The organism is Mesorhizobium sp. M7D.F.Ca.US.004.01.2.1, assembly GCF_003997785.1.
Lineage (GTDB): Bacteria > Pseudomonadota > Alphaproteobacteria > Rhizobiales > Rhizobiaceae > Mesorhizobium > Mesorhizobium loti.
Genome location: NZ_RZRQ01000016.1, coordinates 25,426 through 39,806 on the forward strand (window position 1 = coordinate 25,426; position 14,381 = coordinate 39,806).

Annotated in this window: 12 protein-coding genes and 2 pseudogenes; 6 read left to right on the top strand and 8 right to left on the bottom strand. The window is 63.6% G+C overall.

All coding sequences use genetic code 11. The features are described 5' to 3' along the window. Positions 1 to 58 precede the first annotated feature (58 nt). The 3 genes from EN993_RS05215 to EN993_RS05225 all read left to right on the top strand — a co-directional run bounded on the left by EN993_RS05215 (position 59) and on the right by EN993_RS05225 (position 2,486). Positions 59 to 856 carry an N-formylglutamate amidohydrolase gene (locus tag EN993_RS05215; protein WP_109664903.1) on the top strand — a complete coding sequence of 266 codons (798 nt, stop codon included), beginning with the start codon at positions 59 to 61 and terminating at the stop codon, positions 854 to 856. Positions 857 to 870: 14 nt separating this feature from the next. Then, the gene (locus EN993_RS05220; RefSeq protein ID WP_109665457.1) at positions 871 to 1,179 is read left to right on the top strand and encodes a DUF1244 domain-containing protein; all 309 of its coding nucleotides are present in this window, start codon (positions 871 to 873) and stop codon (positions 1,177 to 1,179) included. A gap of 131 nt (positions 1,180 to 1,310) precedes the next feature. Continuing rightward, positions 1,311 to 2,486 (top strand): MFS transporter, encoded by a 1,176-nt coding sequence (locus EN993_RS05225; protein WP_127262575.1) that lies wholly within the window; start codon positions 1,311 to 1,313, stop codon positions 2,484 to 2,486. Here EN993_RS05225 and EN993_RS05230 read toward each other — a convergent pair. Continuing rightward, on the bottom strand, positions 2,450 to 3,358 hold the full coding sequence (locus EN993_RS05230; protein WP_127262576.1) for a LysR family transcriptional regulator: 909 nt from the start codon (positions 3,356 to 3,358) through the stop codon (positions 2,450 to 2,452). The genes EN993_RS05225 and EN993_RS05230 overlap by 37 nt on opposite strands. A 115-nt stretch (positions 3,359 to 3,473) precedes the next feature. Here EN993_RS05230 and EN993_RS05235 point away from each other — a divergent pair. Together EN993_RS05235 and EN993_RS05240 are read left to right on the top strand one after the other, a co-directional pair. Further along, positions 3,474 to 3,682, top strand: a pseudogene (locus EN993_RS05235) (DUF680 domain-containing protein). A 93-nt stretch (positions 3,683 to 3,775) separates the two neighbouring features. Then, a complete protein-coding gene (locus tag EN993_RS05240) occupies positions 3,776 to 4,735 on the top strand; it encodes an SDR family oxidoreductase (RefSeq protein WP_109664888.1) in 960 nt (319 codons plus the stop codon). Between the two features lie 80 nt (positions 4,736 to 4,815). Here EN993_RS05240 and EN993_RS05245 read toward each other — a convergent pair whose 3' ends face one another. The 6 genes from EN993_RS05245 to EN993_RS05270 all read right to left on the bottom strand — a co-directional run bounded on the left by EN993_RS05245 (position 4,816) and on the right by EN993_RS05270 (position 13,049). Next, positions 4,816 to 4,974, bottom strand: a complete 159-nt coding sequence (locus EN993_RS05245; protein WP_082525418.1) for a DUF3309 family protein — start codon at positions 4,972 to 4,974, stop codon at positions 4,816 to 4,818. Positions 4,975 to 5,115: 141 nt separating this feature from the next. After that, on the bottom strand, positions 5,116 to 8,295 hold the full coding sequence (locus EN993_RS05250; protein ID WP_127262577.1) for an efflux RND transporter permease subunit: 3,180 nt from the start codon (positions 8,293 to 8,295) through the stop codon (positions 5,116 to 5,118). 81 nt (positions 8,296 to 8,376) lie between these two features. Further along, complete coding sequence (locus EN993_RS05255) at positions 8,377 to 9,552, bottom strand: efflux RND transporter periplasmic adaptor subunit (RefSeq protein ID WP_127262578.1); 1,176 nt, start codon at positions 9,550 to 9,552, stop codon at positions 8,377 to 8,379. Between the two features lie 154 nt (positions 9,553 to 9,706). Beyond that, entirely contained in the window at positions 9,707 to 10,315 is a 609-nt protein-coding gene (locus EN993_RS05260) for a hypothetical protein (RefSeq protein WP_126070861.1), read from the bottom strand. Then, the gene (locus EN993_RS05265; protein ID WP_127262579.1) at positions 10,312 to 12,585 is read right to left on the bottom strand and encodes a xanthine dehydrogenase family protein molybdopterin-binding subunit; all 2,274 of its coding nucleotides are present in this window, start codon (positions 12,583 to 12,585) and stop codon (positions 10,312 to 10,314) included. Before EN993_RS05265 ends, EN993_RS05260 begins: the two co-directional genes overlap by 4 nt. Positions 12,586 to 12,587: 2 nt before the next feature. Beyond that, on the bottom strand, positions 12,588 to 13,049 hold the full coding sequence (locus tag EN993_RS05270) for a (2Fe-2S)-binding protein (protein ID WP_109664879.1): 462 nt from the start codon (positions 13,047 to 13,049) through the stop codon (positions 12,588 to 12,590). A 123-nt stretch (positions 13,050 to 13,172) separates the two neighbouring features. On the opposite strand from EN993_RS05270, the gene EN993_RS05275 reads away from it, so the two are divergent. Continuing rightward, positions 13,173 to 13,769: a TetR/AcrR family transcriptional regulator gene (locus tag EN993_RS05275; RefSeq protein ID WP_127262580.1), complete on the top strand. Its 597-nt coding sequence runs from the start codon at positions 13,173 to 13,175 to the stop codon at positions 13,767 to 13,769. A gap of 33 nt (positions 13,770 to 13,802) precedes the next feature. Here the strand turns inward: EN993_RS05275 and EN993_RS05280 are convergent. Continuing rightward, a pseudogene (locus EN993_RS05280) lies at positions 13,803 to 14,381 on the bottom strand (patatin-like phospholipase family protein); the annotation flags it as partial.

Genomic DNA, 14,381 nt, shown 5'->3' on the forward strand with positions numbered 1-14,381 from the left:
TTCGTGGAATGACGATAGCATCCTCCCCGGAAGCCAGCGAACAGACCATTTCCCGCCAATGACCCGATCCACAGTTTTCGCGCCTTTCGATGTTGTCGAAGGCGACCGCAAGCGAGGCATCGTGCTGTTGGGCGATCATGCCCGCCGCGACCTGCCCGACGAGTATGGCAGCCTCGGCCTGCCCTTGGCGGAGTTCGACCGCCACATCGCCTATGACATCGGCGTCGAGACGGTGACGCGCGAACTGGCCGCCCTGCTTGGCGTGCCGGCGGTGTTCGCCAATTTTTCGCGGCTGCTGATCGATCCCAATCGCGCAGAGGACGATCCGACGCTCATTCGCCAGCTCTATGACGGCACCGTCGTACCCGGGAATTACCCCATAGCTCCCGAGGAGCGCGAAAGACGGCTCGACCGCTTCTACCGGCCCTATCACGACGCCGTCGGCGCCATGATTGCCTCGGTCGCACAGGCCTCTGCCCGAGCACCCTTCATCTTCTCGGTGCATTCCTTCACCCCTGCCATGCAAGGGATCCAGCGTCCCTGGCATGTCGGCATCCTGTGGGACCTCGACGACCGGGTGGCGCGGCCGCTGATCGACATGCTGGCGGAGGACAAGAGCCTCGTTGTCGGCGACAATGAACCGTATGACGGCGCGCTGCACGGCGACACCATGTACAAGCACGCCATCGTCAACGGTTTCGCCCATGCGCTGATCGAGATCCGCCAGGACCTGATCGCTGACCAGAAGGGCGCACTCGCCTGGGCCGAACGGTTGGCGCCGATCGTTGACGCCATCGACCGCCGTCCCGATATACATGTGGTCAAGCAATTCGGCTCCCGCACCGGGCCGCTATGACGGAGGCTGTGACCATGACCGAACTCAGTGACGAGCAGCAACGCGATTTCGAGGCTGCCGCCTTTCGCCGGCTGGTCGAGCATCTGCGCGAGCGCAACGACGTGCAGAACATCGACCTAATGAACCTCGCCGGCTTCTGCCGCAACTGCCTGTCGAACTGGTATCGCGAAGCGGCCAATGCCGAGGGCGTCGACCTCAGCAAGGACCAGTCGCGCGAGATCGTCTACGGCATGCCTTACGCACAATGGCAGGCGCTCAACCAGACCGAAGCCTCCGACGCCAAGAAGGCCGAATTCGAGGCAAGACGCCCCAAGGACCACTAGGTCAACCGTCGACACCCTCGATCGCCTCCAATCCTCTGTTTGGCCCAAATGCTTTCCCGAAAGAGCGCTTGACTGAAAATTGAATCGATCTAATTTGCCGCGCGAAGCCATTTTTTGACCGGATTAGCCTCATGAACGCGTCGAACGCCATGCAGACTGCCATTCGCGGACGATGGGCCGTCGCTGCCATTTTCCTCGCCAACGGCTTCCTGACCGGCAGCTGGGCGCCGCAGATCCCGGTGTTCCTGACCCGGCTCGACATCTCGAAGTTCACGCTTGGCCTGCTGATCCTGCTGTTCGGCGCCGGCGCCGTCGCCGCCATGACCTGGTGCGGCCATTTGATCTCCAGACATGGTTCCCGCACCGTGCTGCGCTGGTTCGGCCTTTGCGGCAGCCTCGGCCTGCTGGTCGTGGCGCTGGCGCCCAACGTGCCGCTGGCGGCCATCGCCATGTTCATCTTTGGCGGCTCGATCGGCGGCATGGACGTCGCCATGAACGCCAATGCCGTGGTGGTCGAACGGCGACTCTCCCGCGCGATCATGTCGTCATCACATGGCTTCTGGAGCCTCGGCGGGTTCGCCGGCGGCGGCCTCGGCGGCTTCGCCATCCAGACTTACGGTCATCTCGTCCACGCGGCGGTGGTGACCGCGCTCGCCTTCGCGGTTATCGCGGTGGCGGTTCGCCATCTGGTCGGCGAGGACAGGCCGCAGGCCGCGGAGCATCACAAATTCATCCTCCCGGCAAATCCGCTGGTTTATCTGATCGGCCTGATGGCCCTGCTGACGATGATCTCGGAGGGCGCGGTGCTCGACTGGGCAGCGCTGTATCTCAGGCAGGAACTCGGCGCCGACCTTGCCATCGCCGGCCTCGCTTACGCGGCCTTTTCCGGTGTCATGGCAATCATGCGCTTCTTCGGCGACGGCGTGCGCAACCGCTTCGGCGCGGTGACGACTCTGCGAGGCTCGTCGGTTGTCGCGGCGGCCGGCATGCTGATCGCCGGGTTGTCACCCTCGCCCTGGCTTGCGATCGCCGCCTTTGCCCTGTGCGGCTTCGGCATCGCCAACATGGTGCCGATCATCTTCTCGGCCGGCGGCAACCAGGAAGGCATGTCGTCGGGCACCGGCATGAGCGTCGTCACCACAATGGGCTATTCCGGTATCCTGGTGGCGCCGTCGGCGATTGGCTTCGTTGCCGAGCATTCCAGCTTCGGCCCGATTTTCGTCGCTATGTCGGGGTTGCTGATCGTCGTGCTGCTGATGGCCGGCCTTGCTCACCGCGCCGAATTCGCGGCCGCGCCGGCCGAATAGCGCTTCAGCTCCTCATAGAGGAAATCCACTACCCGGCGGATGCGCACGCTGGTGCGTACGTCGCGATGCATGGCCAGCCACACCGGCAGGACAGGCAAAGGCAAGCCGGGCAGCAATTTCTCCATCGATGGATCACGGTCGACCAGCGGCTCCTGGCCGAGACCGATGCCGTTTCCCGCTCGCACCGCCTCCCACAAAACGATCTGGTTGTCGGTCCTGACGCGAAAACTGCTCCGGGTGACCGGGATGCCATACTGGGTGAAGCCTCTGATGATGTCGTCGCTGCGGTCGAAGCCGACCAAATCGTGATCGACAAGGTCGGCGGGCTTCAGCGGGTGGTCGCGCCTGTCGAGATAGGATCTGGCGGCGCAGGCGCAGAGGGGAATGTCGCAGACCTTGCGCGCTGTCAGCTCATTCTGCGCCGGCTTGACCATGCGGATGGCGATGTCGGCATCCCTGCGCAACAGGTTCTCGACCTGGTTTGAAGCAACGATCTCGACCTCTATGCCGGGCTCCTCGACACCCAGCCGCATCGTCATCTCGGGCAGCACATAGGCCGCCACCACCTCGCTGGCGGCGATGCGCACCGTGCCTTCGATGGCCTCGACCGAACCCAGCGCCAGCAGTGAGAAGGCGCTTGCCTGCTCGCTGACCGCCTTGCCGCGTTCGAACAGCGTGCTGCCGGCCTCCGTCAGTTCATAGCCGCGCCGCCCACGCCGGAACAGCGTGACGCCCAGCGCCTGTTCGAGCTCGCCGATGTGACGGCCAAGCGTCGGCTGGCTTGCCGAGAGCTTTCGCGCGGCAGCCGACAGGCTGCCGGTTTCCGCCACGGTGACGAAACTCTTGATCAGGTTCCAGTCGATTTCAGCCATTCAAAAATGAATATCAAAACTCCATCGATAGTCAATTTCCATTCGCATTCGTAGCGACGATATTCCAGATGCAGACACCAACACGGACTGCAACCACCAACCAGGAGAACATGAAATGACCAAGATCGCCCTCATCGCCGCCGCCATCCTCATCTCCGCCAGCAACGCTTTTGCCGGCAGCGACAAGTTCGGTTCGAACAACGCCAGCCAGCCGGCTGTCACCAGCACCGACAACACCAACACAAGTTCGATCGAGAAGGTGGTGCGACCGCCAAGAAGCCGGTCGCCCAGGGCAGCAACCGCGAACTCTTCGGCAACCGCTGATCCCGATCGCGCTTGTCGCTGATCCCGATCGCGCTTGTCGTGGATCGGACCTCCCGAGCCGACCATGAAAATTCCAAATCAGGAGTACTCGAAATGACCAAGATCGCAATTCTCGGTGCCAATGGCCGGCTCGGCCGCGTGGTCGCCAAGGCCTTCATCGACGCCGGCTACGACGTCCGCACTATTACCCGCAGCGGCAAGGTGCCGGGCGAACTCAAGGGGGCCACCGCCGTCGCCGGCGACGCGCTCGACCGCGAGGGGCTGATCCACGCCACGCAAGGCGTCGACATCATCTTCAACGGCCTCAATCCGATCTACACCGACTGGGGCAAATGCCTGCCGATGGCCGAGAACGTCATGGCCGCCTGCCATGCGAACGGCACGCTGCATCTCTTCCCCGGCACCGTCTACAATTACGGATCGCCGATGCCCGCGGTGATATCGGAAGACACACCTTCCCACCCGACCACGCAAAAGGGCCGCATCCGCTGCGCCATGGAGGAGTTGTTTCGCCGCGAGGCCGAAGCGGGCCGGGTCCGCACCATTCTGCTGCGAGCCGGCGACTTCTTCGGCGGCACCGGCAGCGGATCATGGTTCGATCTGGTCGTCGCCGCCAAGATCAATAAAGGCGTCTATACCGCGCCCGGCCCGGTCGACCTAGTGCATGAATGGGCCTATCTGCCGGACTTCGCCGTTGGCTTCGTCGCGCTGGCGCGCAATCTGGACAAGCTCGGCTTCTATGAAGCGCTGAACTTCCCGGGCCACGCGGTCACCGATCTGCAGATCAAGGCCGCTGCCGAGAAGGCTGTTGGTCGTCCGCTCAAGATGACCTCGATGCCTTGGTGGGTGCTGCGCGCCGGCAGCCCGTTCGTGGCGATGTGGCGCGAGATCGTCTCCATGTCCTACCTGCGCTTCGAGCCGCACCAACTGGCTTCGGCAAGGCTGGAAGGCATCATCGGTGCGATCCCGCACACGCCTCTCGATCAGGCGGTCATCGAGGCGCTCGAGGATATCGGCATCGCCACCGTGAACGGTCTTGCGAAAGCTGCCTGACAGGCAAGGCGGGCGCAGCTACGGGCCTGCCAGCCCCGTCCCTGTAGACTGAAAAGTCTTTCTTCGGCTGAAAGGGCGGCTCAGAGCCGCCCCATCAACAGCAACACCAGAAGCACCACCAGCACCACACCGACAATGCCCGACGGCCCATACCCCCAGGAGCGCGAATGCGGCCAGGCCGGCACCGCGCCGATGAGGACTAGGATCAAGACGATGATGAGAATGGTGGTGATCGGCATAGGAACCCCGCGCTTTGACGTTTGCCACGAGACGACGCTTTCGCATTGCTCCGGTAACAACGCTTTGCGTTGCACCCGGGACAATGCAAAAGGCCGCCCGGTTGTTCCGGGCGGCCTTTGCCGGTCAAATCGGCAATGGGTCTATTCGGCGGCTTTCGGAAAGGCGATTTCCGGCTCGACTCCGGTATCCTGCCCCGGCGCATCGGTCGATGAGATCTCACCCTTGCCGCGCTGGAACAGCCGGCTGAACCAGCCGCGCCGTGCGCCCGGCTTGACCTTGGCACGGGTGAACACCATCAGCATCGACGGCGTCACCACCAGCGTCAGCACCGTGGCGAAGGACAGGCCGAAGACGATCGCCGAGGACAGCGAAATCCACCATTGCGTCGACGGCGCGTTGATCGTCGTCTCGTGATGGAAGATTTCGAGGCCGAGGCCGAAGGCGATCGGCAGCACGCCGAGAATGGCCGACACCGCCGTCAGTACCACCGGGCGAGCGCGTTCGCGGCAGGTCTGCAGCACTGCTTCGACCTTGTCCCAGCCCTCTTCGCGCAACCGGTCATAGGTGTCGATCAGCACGATGTTGTTGTTCACCACCACGCCGGCCAGCGCGATGACGCCGATGCCCGACATGACGATGCCGAACGTCTCGCCTGTTATCAGCAGCCCGAGGAACACCCCGATCGTCGCCATGACCACGCAGGACAGCACCAGCCAGACGCTGGTGAACTTGTTGAACTGCGCCAGCAGCACCAGGAAGATCAGGAAGATCGCCGCACCAAAGGCCTTACTGAGGAAGGCGCTGGCTTCGGCGCTGTCCTCGTTCGAGCCGGCCAGCTTCCAGCGGATGCCGCTGCCCAGATCCATCTCCGAGACAGCCTTGGTGACCTCCTGCTGTACGGCCGCGACCTGGGCGCCGGCGGCGACGTTGGCCTGGACGACCACCGTACGCGCCCCGTCGATGCGGTTGAGGATGCCGACCGTCGGCTCGGGCTTGCGCACGACAAAGTTCGAGATCGGCACCGAGCCTTGCGAGGTCTGCACCCGGAGTTCGTCGAGCGTCGACAGCGTGCGCCGGTCCTCGGGTAGGCGCAAACGGATGTCGACGGCGTCATCGGCGCCGGCCGGACGGTATTCCGAAAGCTTCAGGCCGTTGGTCACCAGCTGCACCACGGTTCCGACCGAGGTCGGACTGATGCCGTACTGCGCCGCCTTGGCGCGGTCGACCTCGAGCGCCCAGTCGACGCCGGGCGGCGGCAGACCATCGGAAATGTCGATGACGCCAGGCACCTTGCCGATGCGCGCCGCGACAGCACGGGCCTTGTCGTCGAGCCCCTTGGGGTCGACGGCCGAAAGCCTGATCTGGATCGGCTTGCCGGTCGGCGGACCGGCCTCCGGCACGCGCACCTCGACATCGACGCCGGGAATGCCGGCCATCACGCCGCGCAGGTCATCCAGGATGTGGTTCGCCGACTTGCGCTCGCGCCAGTCGATGAATTCGTACTGGATGACGCCGACAACGTCTTCGGGAACGTCCTGACCGCCGCCTTGCGTCTTGCCGACGCGGGTATAGACCGACTTGACGCCCGGCCAGCCGAGCAGCCTGTTTTCCGCGATCTTGGTTGCCGTATCCATTTCGGCCAGCGAGAGATTGCCGCGCGCATGCACGTAAAGCAGGCCGTAATCCGGCTCGACATTCGGGAAGAACTCGACGCCGGCGCCATATTTCGAATAGGCAAAGCCGACGCCGAACAGCAGCGCGACGGTCAGCACCAGCACGGTGATGGGGAAGCGCACCGCCTGCTTGACGATTGCCATGTACCAGCCGTCTCGATTGTCATCCTCGTGATGCGGCGGCGCCTTGGCGAAGATCGCACCCAGCGTCGGTGCGAAGACCAGCGCGTAGAGCATCGAGGCCGACAGCGCGACGATCAGCGTGATCGGCATGTACTTCATGAAGTCGCCGATAATGCCCGGCCAAAACAGCAGCGGCGAGAAGGCGGCGATGCGCGTCATCGTCGCGGCGATGACCGGACCGGCCATGCGCTTGGCGGCAAGCGCGAAGGCTTCCTCCTTGGGCATGCCTTCGCTCATCCGTCGTTCGGCGAACTCGGTGACGATGATGGCGTCGTCGACCAGCATGCCGACGGCAAGGATCAGGCTGAACAGCACGATCATGTTGATCGTGTAGCCCATCATCGCCAGGAGCAGGATGCCAATCAGGAAGGATGACGGGATGGCCAGGCCGATGAGCAGCGAGGCGCGGCCGGACAGCGCGTAGAGAATGACGATGAACACCAGGATGACGGCGATCATGACGTGGTTCTGCAGATCGCCCAGCAGTTGGTTGACGAAGACCGACTTGTCCTGCGTGTAGGTGACGTTCATGCCCTGAGGCATGGACTTGACGAACTCGTCGGACACCGTCCGCACCTTGGCGATGGTGTCGATCAGGTTGGAGCCGATGCGCTTCTTGACTTCGATGGCGATGGCCGGCTTGCCGTTGAGGCGGGTCACCGTCTCGGCATCCTTGAAGGTCGAGCGAATCGTCGCGATGTCCTTGGCCTGCACCACGGCATTGGGGCCGGCGACCACCGGCAGTGCCGCGACATCCTCCGGCGTTTCGATCAGCGACGGCACCTTGACCGCGTATTTGCCTTCCGAGCCCTCGATGTTGCCTGCGGCGACCAGACTGTTGGAGTTGCCGACCGCACCGATCAGCTGATCGAGCTGCAACCCATAGGAAGACAGCTTCATCGGATCGATGACGACCTCGACGAGATCGTCGCGCGCACCCTGCAGCGAACCTTCGAGAACGCCGGGCACCTCCTCGATGCGGTCGCGCAGTTCGCGGGCGGCGGCGGTCAGCACACGCTCCGGCAATTCGCCCGAGAGTGTGACGACGAGCACGGGAAACTCGGAAATGTTGACTTCGTTGACTGTCGGTTCCTCAGCCGCCTGCGGCAGGTCGGCCTTGGCGTCCTGCACCTTGCTGCGCGTGTCCTGCAGCGCAGTGGCCAGATTCGTCTGCGGCTGGAATTCGACCAGCACGTAGCCGCCGCCTTGGAAAGCGGCCGAACGCATCTCCTTGAGGCCCTTCAAGCTCTTCAGCTTGCTTTCCATCGGTCGCAACAGCAGCCGTTCCGAATCCTCAGGCGAAATGCCCTGATAGATCAGGCTGATATACATCATCGGAATCGGAACATCGGGCTCCGCTTCCTTCGGCGTCGACTGGTAGGCGACCGCGCCGGCAAGGATGAGGAAGACCAGGACCGAGATGGTCAGGCGGGCATTGTTGATTGCGAGTCTGACGATATCCATGGCTAACGCCTGTTCTTGAATTTCAGGAGCTGCGTCGCAGCCGATTGTCCCCGCCCAGGGCTAGTCCGTCACGGCCCCTTGCTACTGCGTGCCGGCAGTCGCCTCGCCGAGCAGTTTCTTGATGGTCGCCTGGTCGGCCTCGACCGGATTGACAAGATCGCCTTCCTTCACCAGTTCCTGGCCGGCGACGATGATGCGCGCGTCGGCCGGGATGCCGCCGAGCACGAGGCCGGTCGGCGTGTCGTCGACGAGGTCGATCGGGAAGAACGCCACCTTGTTGTCCTTGCCGACGGCACGGATGCCGAGGTCGCCCTTGTCGCCGAGCGTCACCACCGAGCGCGGCAGCAGGACTGCGTCGGTCGGTTGTGCGTTGAGCGCGATTTCCGCCGTCATGCCGGCCGGCACTGAGCCGTCACCATTGGGGATCGCCACCTCGACGCGGAAGGTACGGGTCGCCGACGATGCGTCGCGGCTGATGTAGCGCACTGTGCCTTCAACCGTCTGGCCGCTGACCAGCCGTACATTGGCCTTGTCGCCGAGCTTGAGGTAGCCGAGGTCGCGCTCGCTGACTTCGCCGCGGGCAATCACCGGATCAAGCTTGAGGATGGTTGCCACCTCGCCGCCCTGCATGATGGAACTGCCGAGTTCCACCGGCACCCGGTCGATGACGCCGTCAAACGGCGCCTTGACTTCGTTGCGGTCGAGCTCGGCCTGCGCGGTATCCAGCTGCGATTGCGCCAGAGTCAGATTGGAGCGGGCGGTGTCGAGCTGCAGCTTGGGCAGATTGCCTGTTTTCATCAGCCGCAGGGCCGCGTCCAACTCGGCCTGGCGCTGCACCACGAGCTGCTTGGCGTTGTCGACCATCGAGATCTTTTCTTCCGCCGCCAACATCAGCACCAGATCGCCGGTCTGGACGTGATCTCCTTGCTTGACCGGCAGCTTGTCGATGACGCCGGCGACGCGCGTTGCCAGCACCGCCCGCTTGTCGGCTTCGGTCAGCCCGGAAACACGGATGGCGCGTGCATAGGTCTTGCGCGGCGGCGTCACCACCGCGACGGTGCGCAGCGGTGCCTTCGGCTCGGCTTCGGCCGCCTTGGGCTTGGCCGCGTCCGGCGCCTTGGCCTGCTCGACTTCGGCTGCCTTGGCTTTGTTGGCGGCTACGCTGCCGACCGACGAAAACTCACCTGTCGCCATCCACGCCGCGAAACCAATGAGCACAACAATGGCTGCAAGCTTGTGAAACCTGATTCTCGGCATCGTCGTTTTTTCCACTGCGGGTTCGGCCAGCGTCCTCATAACGCGGGCGCGTCGCCGATATGGGTGCGCGCCAAGCCGTGTTCAATTTGCCGTGATCGGCGAAGCGCGCTTCTACATCAAAGTTGCATCGCAATATAGTGCGAAAGTTGCGGGATCATTGCGCCACCGGACAAGATGCGCCCGCCGCAATCCAATTTTCGATCGCTTGATAGGTTGCTTCGGCAGAGCCCGGAGCCGGCTCACGATCAGACCCCGGCGCCCAGCCCCAGGCGACCAATTTGTCGTCGCGAACATGCAGCGCGATATCCTTCAAGCTGCGGTTGCCATTGCGCAGGGGATCCTTGATCTGACTGCAGATTTCGGCCGAGGATTTGCCGAACCAGGCCATCTCGGTTGGCGCCAGATGCCAGTTATCGGCCCCGGGCGGCCCATGCAATGCATTGGAATTGCTGGAAAAATGGCAGGTTGTGCAGCGCAGGCCCGGATTGCCGAAGCCCGATCCGTCAGCACCGCGCTGGACATTGAAGGCGTGAACGCGGGTGCCGCCATAATGCGCACCGGACCAGCGCGGCCGGTCGTCCGCGACATGACAGTCGGCGCAGCGCGGATGCGAGAACACCGCATAGATCTTGTCCCATTCGGACAGGCCTTTTGCAGCGTCGACCGTCACCGGCGTCGGCGTCTGGCTCTCTTGCGCGATCGCGAACGGCGCCGCGAGAACGAGCATGGCAGCAGGCGTCAGCATGATGAGGAGCTTCTTCATGCGAAGGCCACCGTTTTCGACAGCGGCAGCGTGCGAATGCGCTTGCCGGTGAGCGCGAAGATGGCGTTGGCCAGCGCCGGAGCCGCCGGCGGTGTGCCGACCTCGCCGACGCCGCCCATCTTGTGGAAATTCTCCAGAATGGCGACTTCGAAGACCGGGCACTGGAATATCCGCATGGCGTCGAAATCATGGAAGTTCGACTGTTCGACCATGCCGTCGGCGAAGGTGATCTCCTGACCCATCGCCGCCGACAGGCCGTAGATAGCGGCGGAAGTCAGCTGCGCCTCGATGATGCCGGGATCGAGCGCGGTGCCGACATCGGCGGCGATCCACACCTTCTCGATGCGGATACCGGCCGGCGTGTCCGCCACCTGGACGATCTCGCCGACCCAACTGCCGAAGGACAGCGTGAAGGCCATGCCCTTGGCCTTGCCTGCGGGCAGCGCCTCGCCCCATTTCGCCATCGCGGCGACCTTCTCAACCACCTTCACCGCCGAGGGATAGGCGGCCATCAGTCTCTTGCGCATCTCGACCGGATCGATTTTTCCGGCAACGGCGATCTCGTCCATGAAGCCTTCATGGAAGAAGCCGTTGACCGAACTGCCGACCGAGCGCCAGGAGCCGACAGGGATGGAGACCGGCGCAGCGACACCACTGACCCGATAGTTCGGGATGGTGTAGGGCTGGTCATGGGCGCCATCGACAATGGTCTTGTCGGGACCGAGCGGCGATATCGAGGGGAACAGCCGGCGCAGCGTGCCGGCAATCACCGATGGTGAGGCCATCTTCATGTCAACGGCGACCGGCATGCCATCGTCGCCGAGCCGCGCCTGGAACTTGCCGATAGCGGCTGGTCGATAGGCGTCGTGGCGCATGTCTTCTTCACGCGTCCAGGTCACCTTGATCGGACGCTCGCCTGTTTCCTTCGCCATCAGTGCGGCGCACAGCGCGTAGTCCATCTCGACGCGCCGGCCGAAACCGCCGCCCATAAAGGTGGTGTGCACGGTGATCTTGTCCTGCTCGATGCCGACCGCGTTGGCGCAGAGCTGCCGCACCAGGGTCGGCGCCTGGTTGCCGCACCAGATGTCGAGCGCGCCGTCCTTGAGCTGCGCCGTCGCGTTCATCGGCTCCATCGTCGCATGCGCCAGATAGGGCACCGCATAGTCAGCCTCGACGATCCTTTCGCGCGGCGCATCGGCGAAGGCGGTATCGACATCGCCATTGTCACGCATCGCCGAGCCCTTGGTGCCGAGGGCCTGCTTCAGCACATCTGAAATGGCGGCGCTGCTGAGCGGGTATTCGGGATCGGACCACTGGGCGTCGATCGCCTCGGCCGCCCTGAACGCCGCCCATGTGTTGTCGGCGATGATGCCGAAGCCATGGCCGTAATTCGTCTCGAGCGGCACGATCTTGATCACACCGGGCATTTTCTCGGCCTTGGAGAGGTCCGCCTTGACGGGCTTCGACCAGAAGCGCGGGCTCATCTTGACCGTGCCGTAGAGCATGTCCGGCAGCCGGACATCGATGCCGAATATCGGCGCCCCGGTGACCTTGGCCAGCATGTCGATGCGCTTCTGCGGCTTTCCCAGCAGTTTCCAGTCGGCCCGGTCCTTGAGTTTGACTTCTGCAGGAGGCGCCATCGCGGCAGCGGCAGCGGCGACCGCGCCATAGGTCAGCGACTTGCCCGACGCCTTGTGCAGGATCGAACCGTCGGCCGTTTCCAGATCGGCGGCGGCGACACCCAGTTTTTGCGCCGCAGCCGCGATCAGCATCTGCCGGGCGGCGGCGCCCGCTTGCCGCATCTTGTCAAAACCATCGCGTGTCGAAGCCGAACCACCAGTGCCTTGCAGGGCAAGGAACTTGCCGACCACGCCGAGACCCGAGCGCACCGCTTGCGCGGTCATGCTCTCGTCGAAGAAGGCGAACGGACCGCCCTCTTCAAGGATCGCGGCGTTGTAATAGGCATGGGAGGCCGGTCCATGCTCGACCTTGACCCGATCGAGGCCGACATCGAGCTCTTCGGCCACCATGACAGCCAGCGTCGTCGAAATGCCTTGCCCCATCTCGGCGCGCGGCGCGACGATGGTGATGGTGTTGTCGGCGCCGATCTTCACATAGGGGTTGAACGTCGCCTCGCCCTTGCCGAGTTCGGCCTCGAGCGGGTTCGGGAACGGCTTGCGATAGTAGTAATAGCCGACGGCAACGCCGCCCGCGACAGCAGCCGCGCCGATCAGAAACGTGCGGCGGGCGATCTTTCCGACACTGGCCATGGTCAGAGCCCCGCCGTCTTGAGCGCCGCGGCCTTCTTGATGGCCGAGCGGATCCTGGGATAGGTGCCGCAGCGGCAGAGATTGCCGCCCATGGCGTTGTCGATGTCGGCGTCGCTCGGGTCGGCGACCTCGTCGAGCAGCGCCACCGCGCTCATGATCTGGCCGGCCTGGCAGTAGCCGCATTGCGCAACCTGTTCCTCCAGCCATGCCTGCTGCACCGGATGCAGTCTGCCCGCTGTACCGATACCTTCGATGGTGGTGACAGCGCCGTTGACCTGGCCAACGGGAAGCGAGCAGGAACGCACCGGCTGACCGTCGACATGCACCGTGCAGGCGCCGCAGGCAGCGATGCCGCAACCGAACTTCGGCCCGGTCTTGCCGATGAGATCGCGCAGCGCCCACAGCAGCGGCATGTCCGGATCGGCGTCGATGTCGAATGATTGTCCGTCGACGGTGAGGCGCATGGGGATACCCTTTGTTGTCGTCCACTGCCGTTGGCGAAATGGCCAACCGGTCATTTCCCCTCGATACAGATTGACAAATTACGTCATTTTGTCAATAACGATTTTGCAGGATAGAATTGTTCCATGAATCAGATCGAAGACATGGCCGCCGCCGACCCCAAACGCGTCCGTATCCTGGATGGGGCGATGAAGGTGTTTTTGGCCTATGGCTTCTCCCGCACCACCATGGACGACATCGCCCGCGCCGCAGAGATGTCGCGCCCGGCGCTCTATCTCCTGTTCAAGAACAAGACCGATATTTTCCGCGCCATTGCCATGATGATCCTGTCGCGCTCGGTCGAGGCGGCAAAGATGGCTCTGGCCGGCGATGGCACTTTCACCGAGCGCATGATGCAAGCCATCGACGGGGCATTCATCTCGATGATGAGCGCGGTCATTGCCTCGCCGCATGGCGCCGAACTGCTGGACATGAAATCGAGCCTTGGCGATCTGGTCGGCTGCTGGCGCGGCAGGCTTGGCAAACATATTGCCGGCGCGATCGAGGGCGAAGCAGCCAGGAACGGCGTCGATCTGGCGGCCAGGGGCCTGTCGACGCAACTGCTTGCCGACATGCTGCTCGACGGGCTGGAAGGCATGAAGGCGCGGATCAGCGATCCCCAGGGGCAGCGGCAGGCAGCCGCCGCCCTGATCAGGGTGATCGACCTGACTTTGAAGGCATGATCGCGAACCAATCGAAGAACATCGATTGGTCGTTTAGGCCCGACGGCGAACCACCTCGGGATTCTTGCGCACAGCGAGGAATTCCTTGACCCGCCGGCCGGGTGCGGGACCGCGCACCGGCTTGAAGCCGTCATCGAGTTCGCCGGAGAGATCGAGCGTCGGACGCTTGCCGACGGCGTCGTAATTCTCTTCCAGCCAGTCGCTGGCGGCGGTGCGGCCGAGATCGCGCAGATAAGTCAGGAATGCCCATTCGGCATTGACCTTGGACGATGCCGACAGGTCCTTGAACGCTTCATCGGCATCGATGCGATGCATGCGGATGTCGCGGTATTCGCCATGCGGCAGACGGCCGGCGGCGATCAGCTCCTTGACGAAGGCGATCGAGCGGAATTCGCGCAGCAGCCCGGCGTTGAAGGTGATCTCGTCGATGCGGTTCTGAATCTCGTTGGCGCTCCTTGGTGTTCCCTCCCGCACCACTGGATTGATCTGCACCAGAAGCACGTCCTCGGTCGCCGCCGTCTTGAAGAACGGATAGAGCGCCGGGTTGCCGCCATAGCCGCCATCCCAATAGGGCACGCCCTTGATCTCGACGGCACGGAACAGCTGCGGCAG

Coding starts and splice junctions, on each gene's coding strand:
- EN993_RS05215 (WP_109664903.1), top strand. CDS start 59: ATGACCCGATCCACAGTTTTCGCGCCTTTCGATGTTGTCGAAGGCGAC.
- EN993_RS05220 (WP_109665457.1), top strand. CDS start 871: ATGACCGAACTCAGTGACGAGCAGCAACGCGATTTCGAGGCTGCCGCC.
- EN993_RS05225 (WP_127262575.1), top strand. CDS start 1,311: ATGAACGCGTCGAACGCCATGCAGACTGCCATTCGCGGACGATGGGCC.
- EN993_RS05230 (WP_127262576.1), bottom strand. CDS start 3,358: ATGGCTGAAATCGACTGGAACCTGATCAAGAGTTTCGTCACCGTGGCG.
- EN993_RS05240 (WP_109664888.1), top strand. CDS start 3,776: ATGACCAAGATCGCAATTCTCGGTGCCAATGGCCGGCTCGGCCGCGTG.
- EN993_RS05245 (WP_082525418.1), bottom strand. CDS start 4,974: ATGCCGATCACCACCATTCTCATCATCGTCTTGATCCTAGTCCTCATC.
- EN993_RS05250 (WP_127262577.1), bottom strand. CDS start 8,295: ATGGATATCGTCAGACTCGCAATCAACAATGCCCGCCTGACCATCTCG.
- EN993_RS05255 (WP_127262578.1), bottom strand. CDS start 9,552: ATGCCGAGAATCAGGTTTCACAAGCTTGCAGCCATTGTTGTGCTCATT.
- EN993_RS05260 (WP_126070861.1), bottom strand. CDS start 10,315: ATGAAGAAGCTCCTCATCATGCTGACGCCTGCTGCCATGCTCGTTCTC.
- EN993_RS05265 (WP_127262579.1), bottom strand. CDS start 12,585: ATGGCCAGTGTCGGAAAGATCGCCCGCCGCACGTTTCTGATCGGCGCG.
- EN993_RS05270 (WP_109664879.1), bottom strand. CDS start 13,049: ATGCGCCTCACCGTCGACGGACAATCATTCGACATCGACGCCGATCCG.
- EN993_RS05275 (WP_127262580.1), top strand. CDS start 13,173: ATGAATCAGATCGAAGACATGGCCGCCGCCGACCCCAAACGCGTCCGT.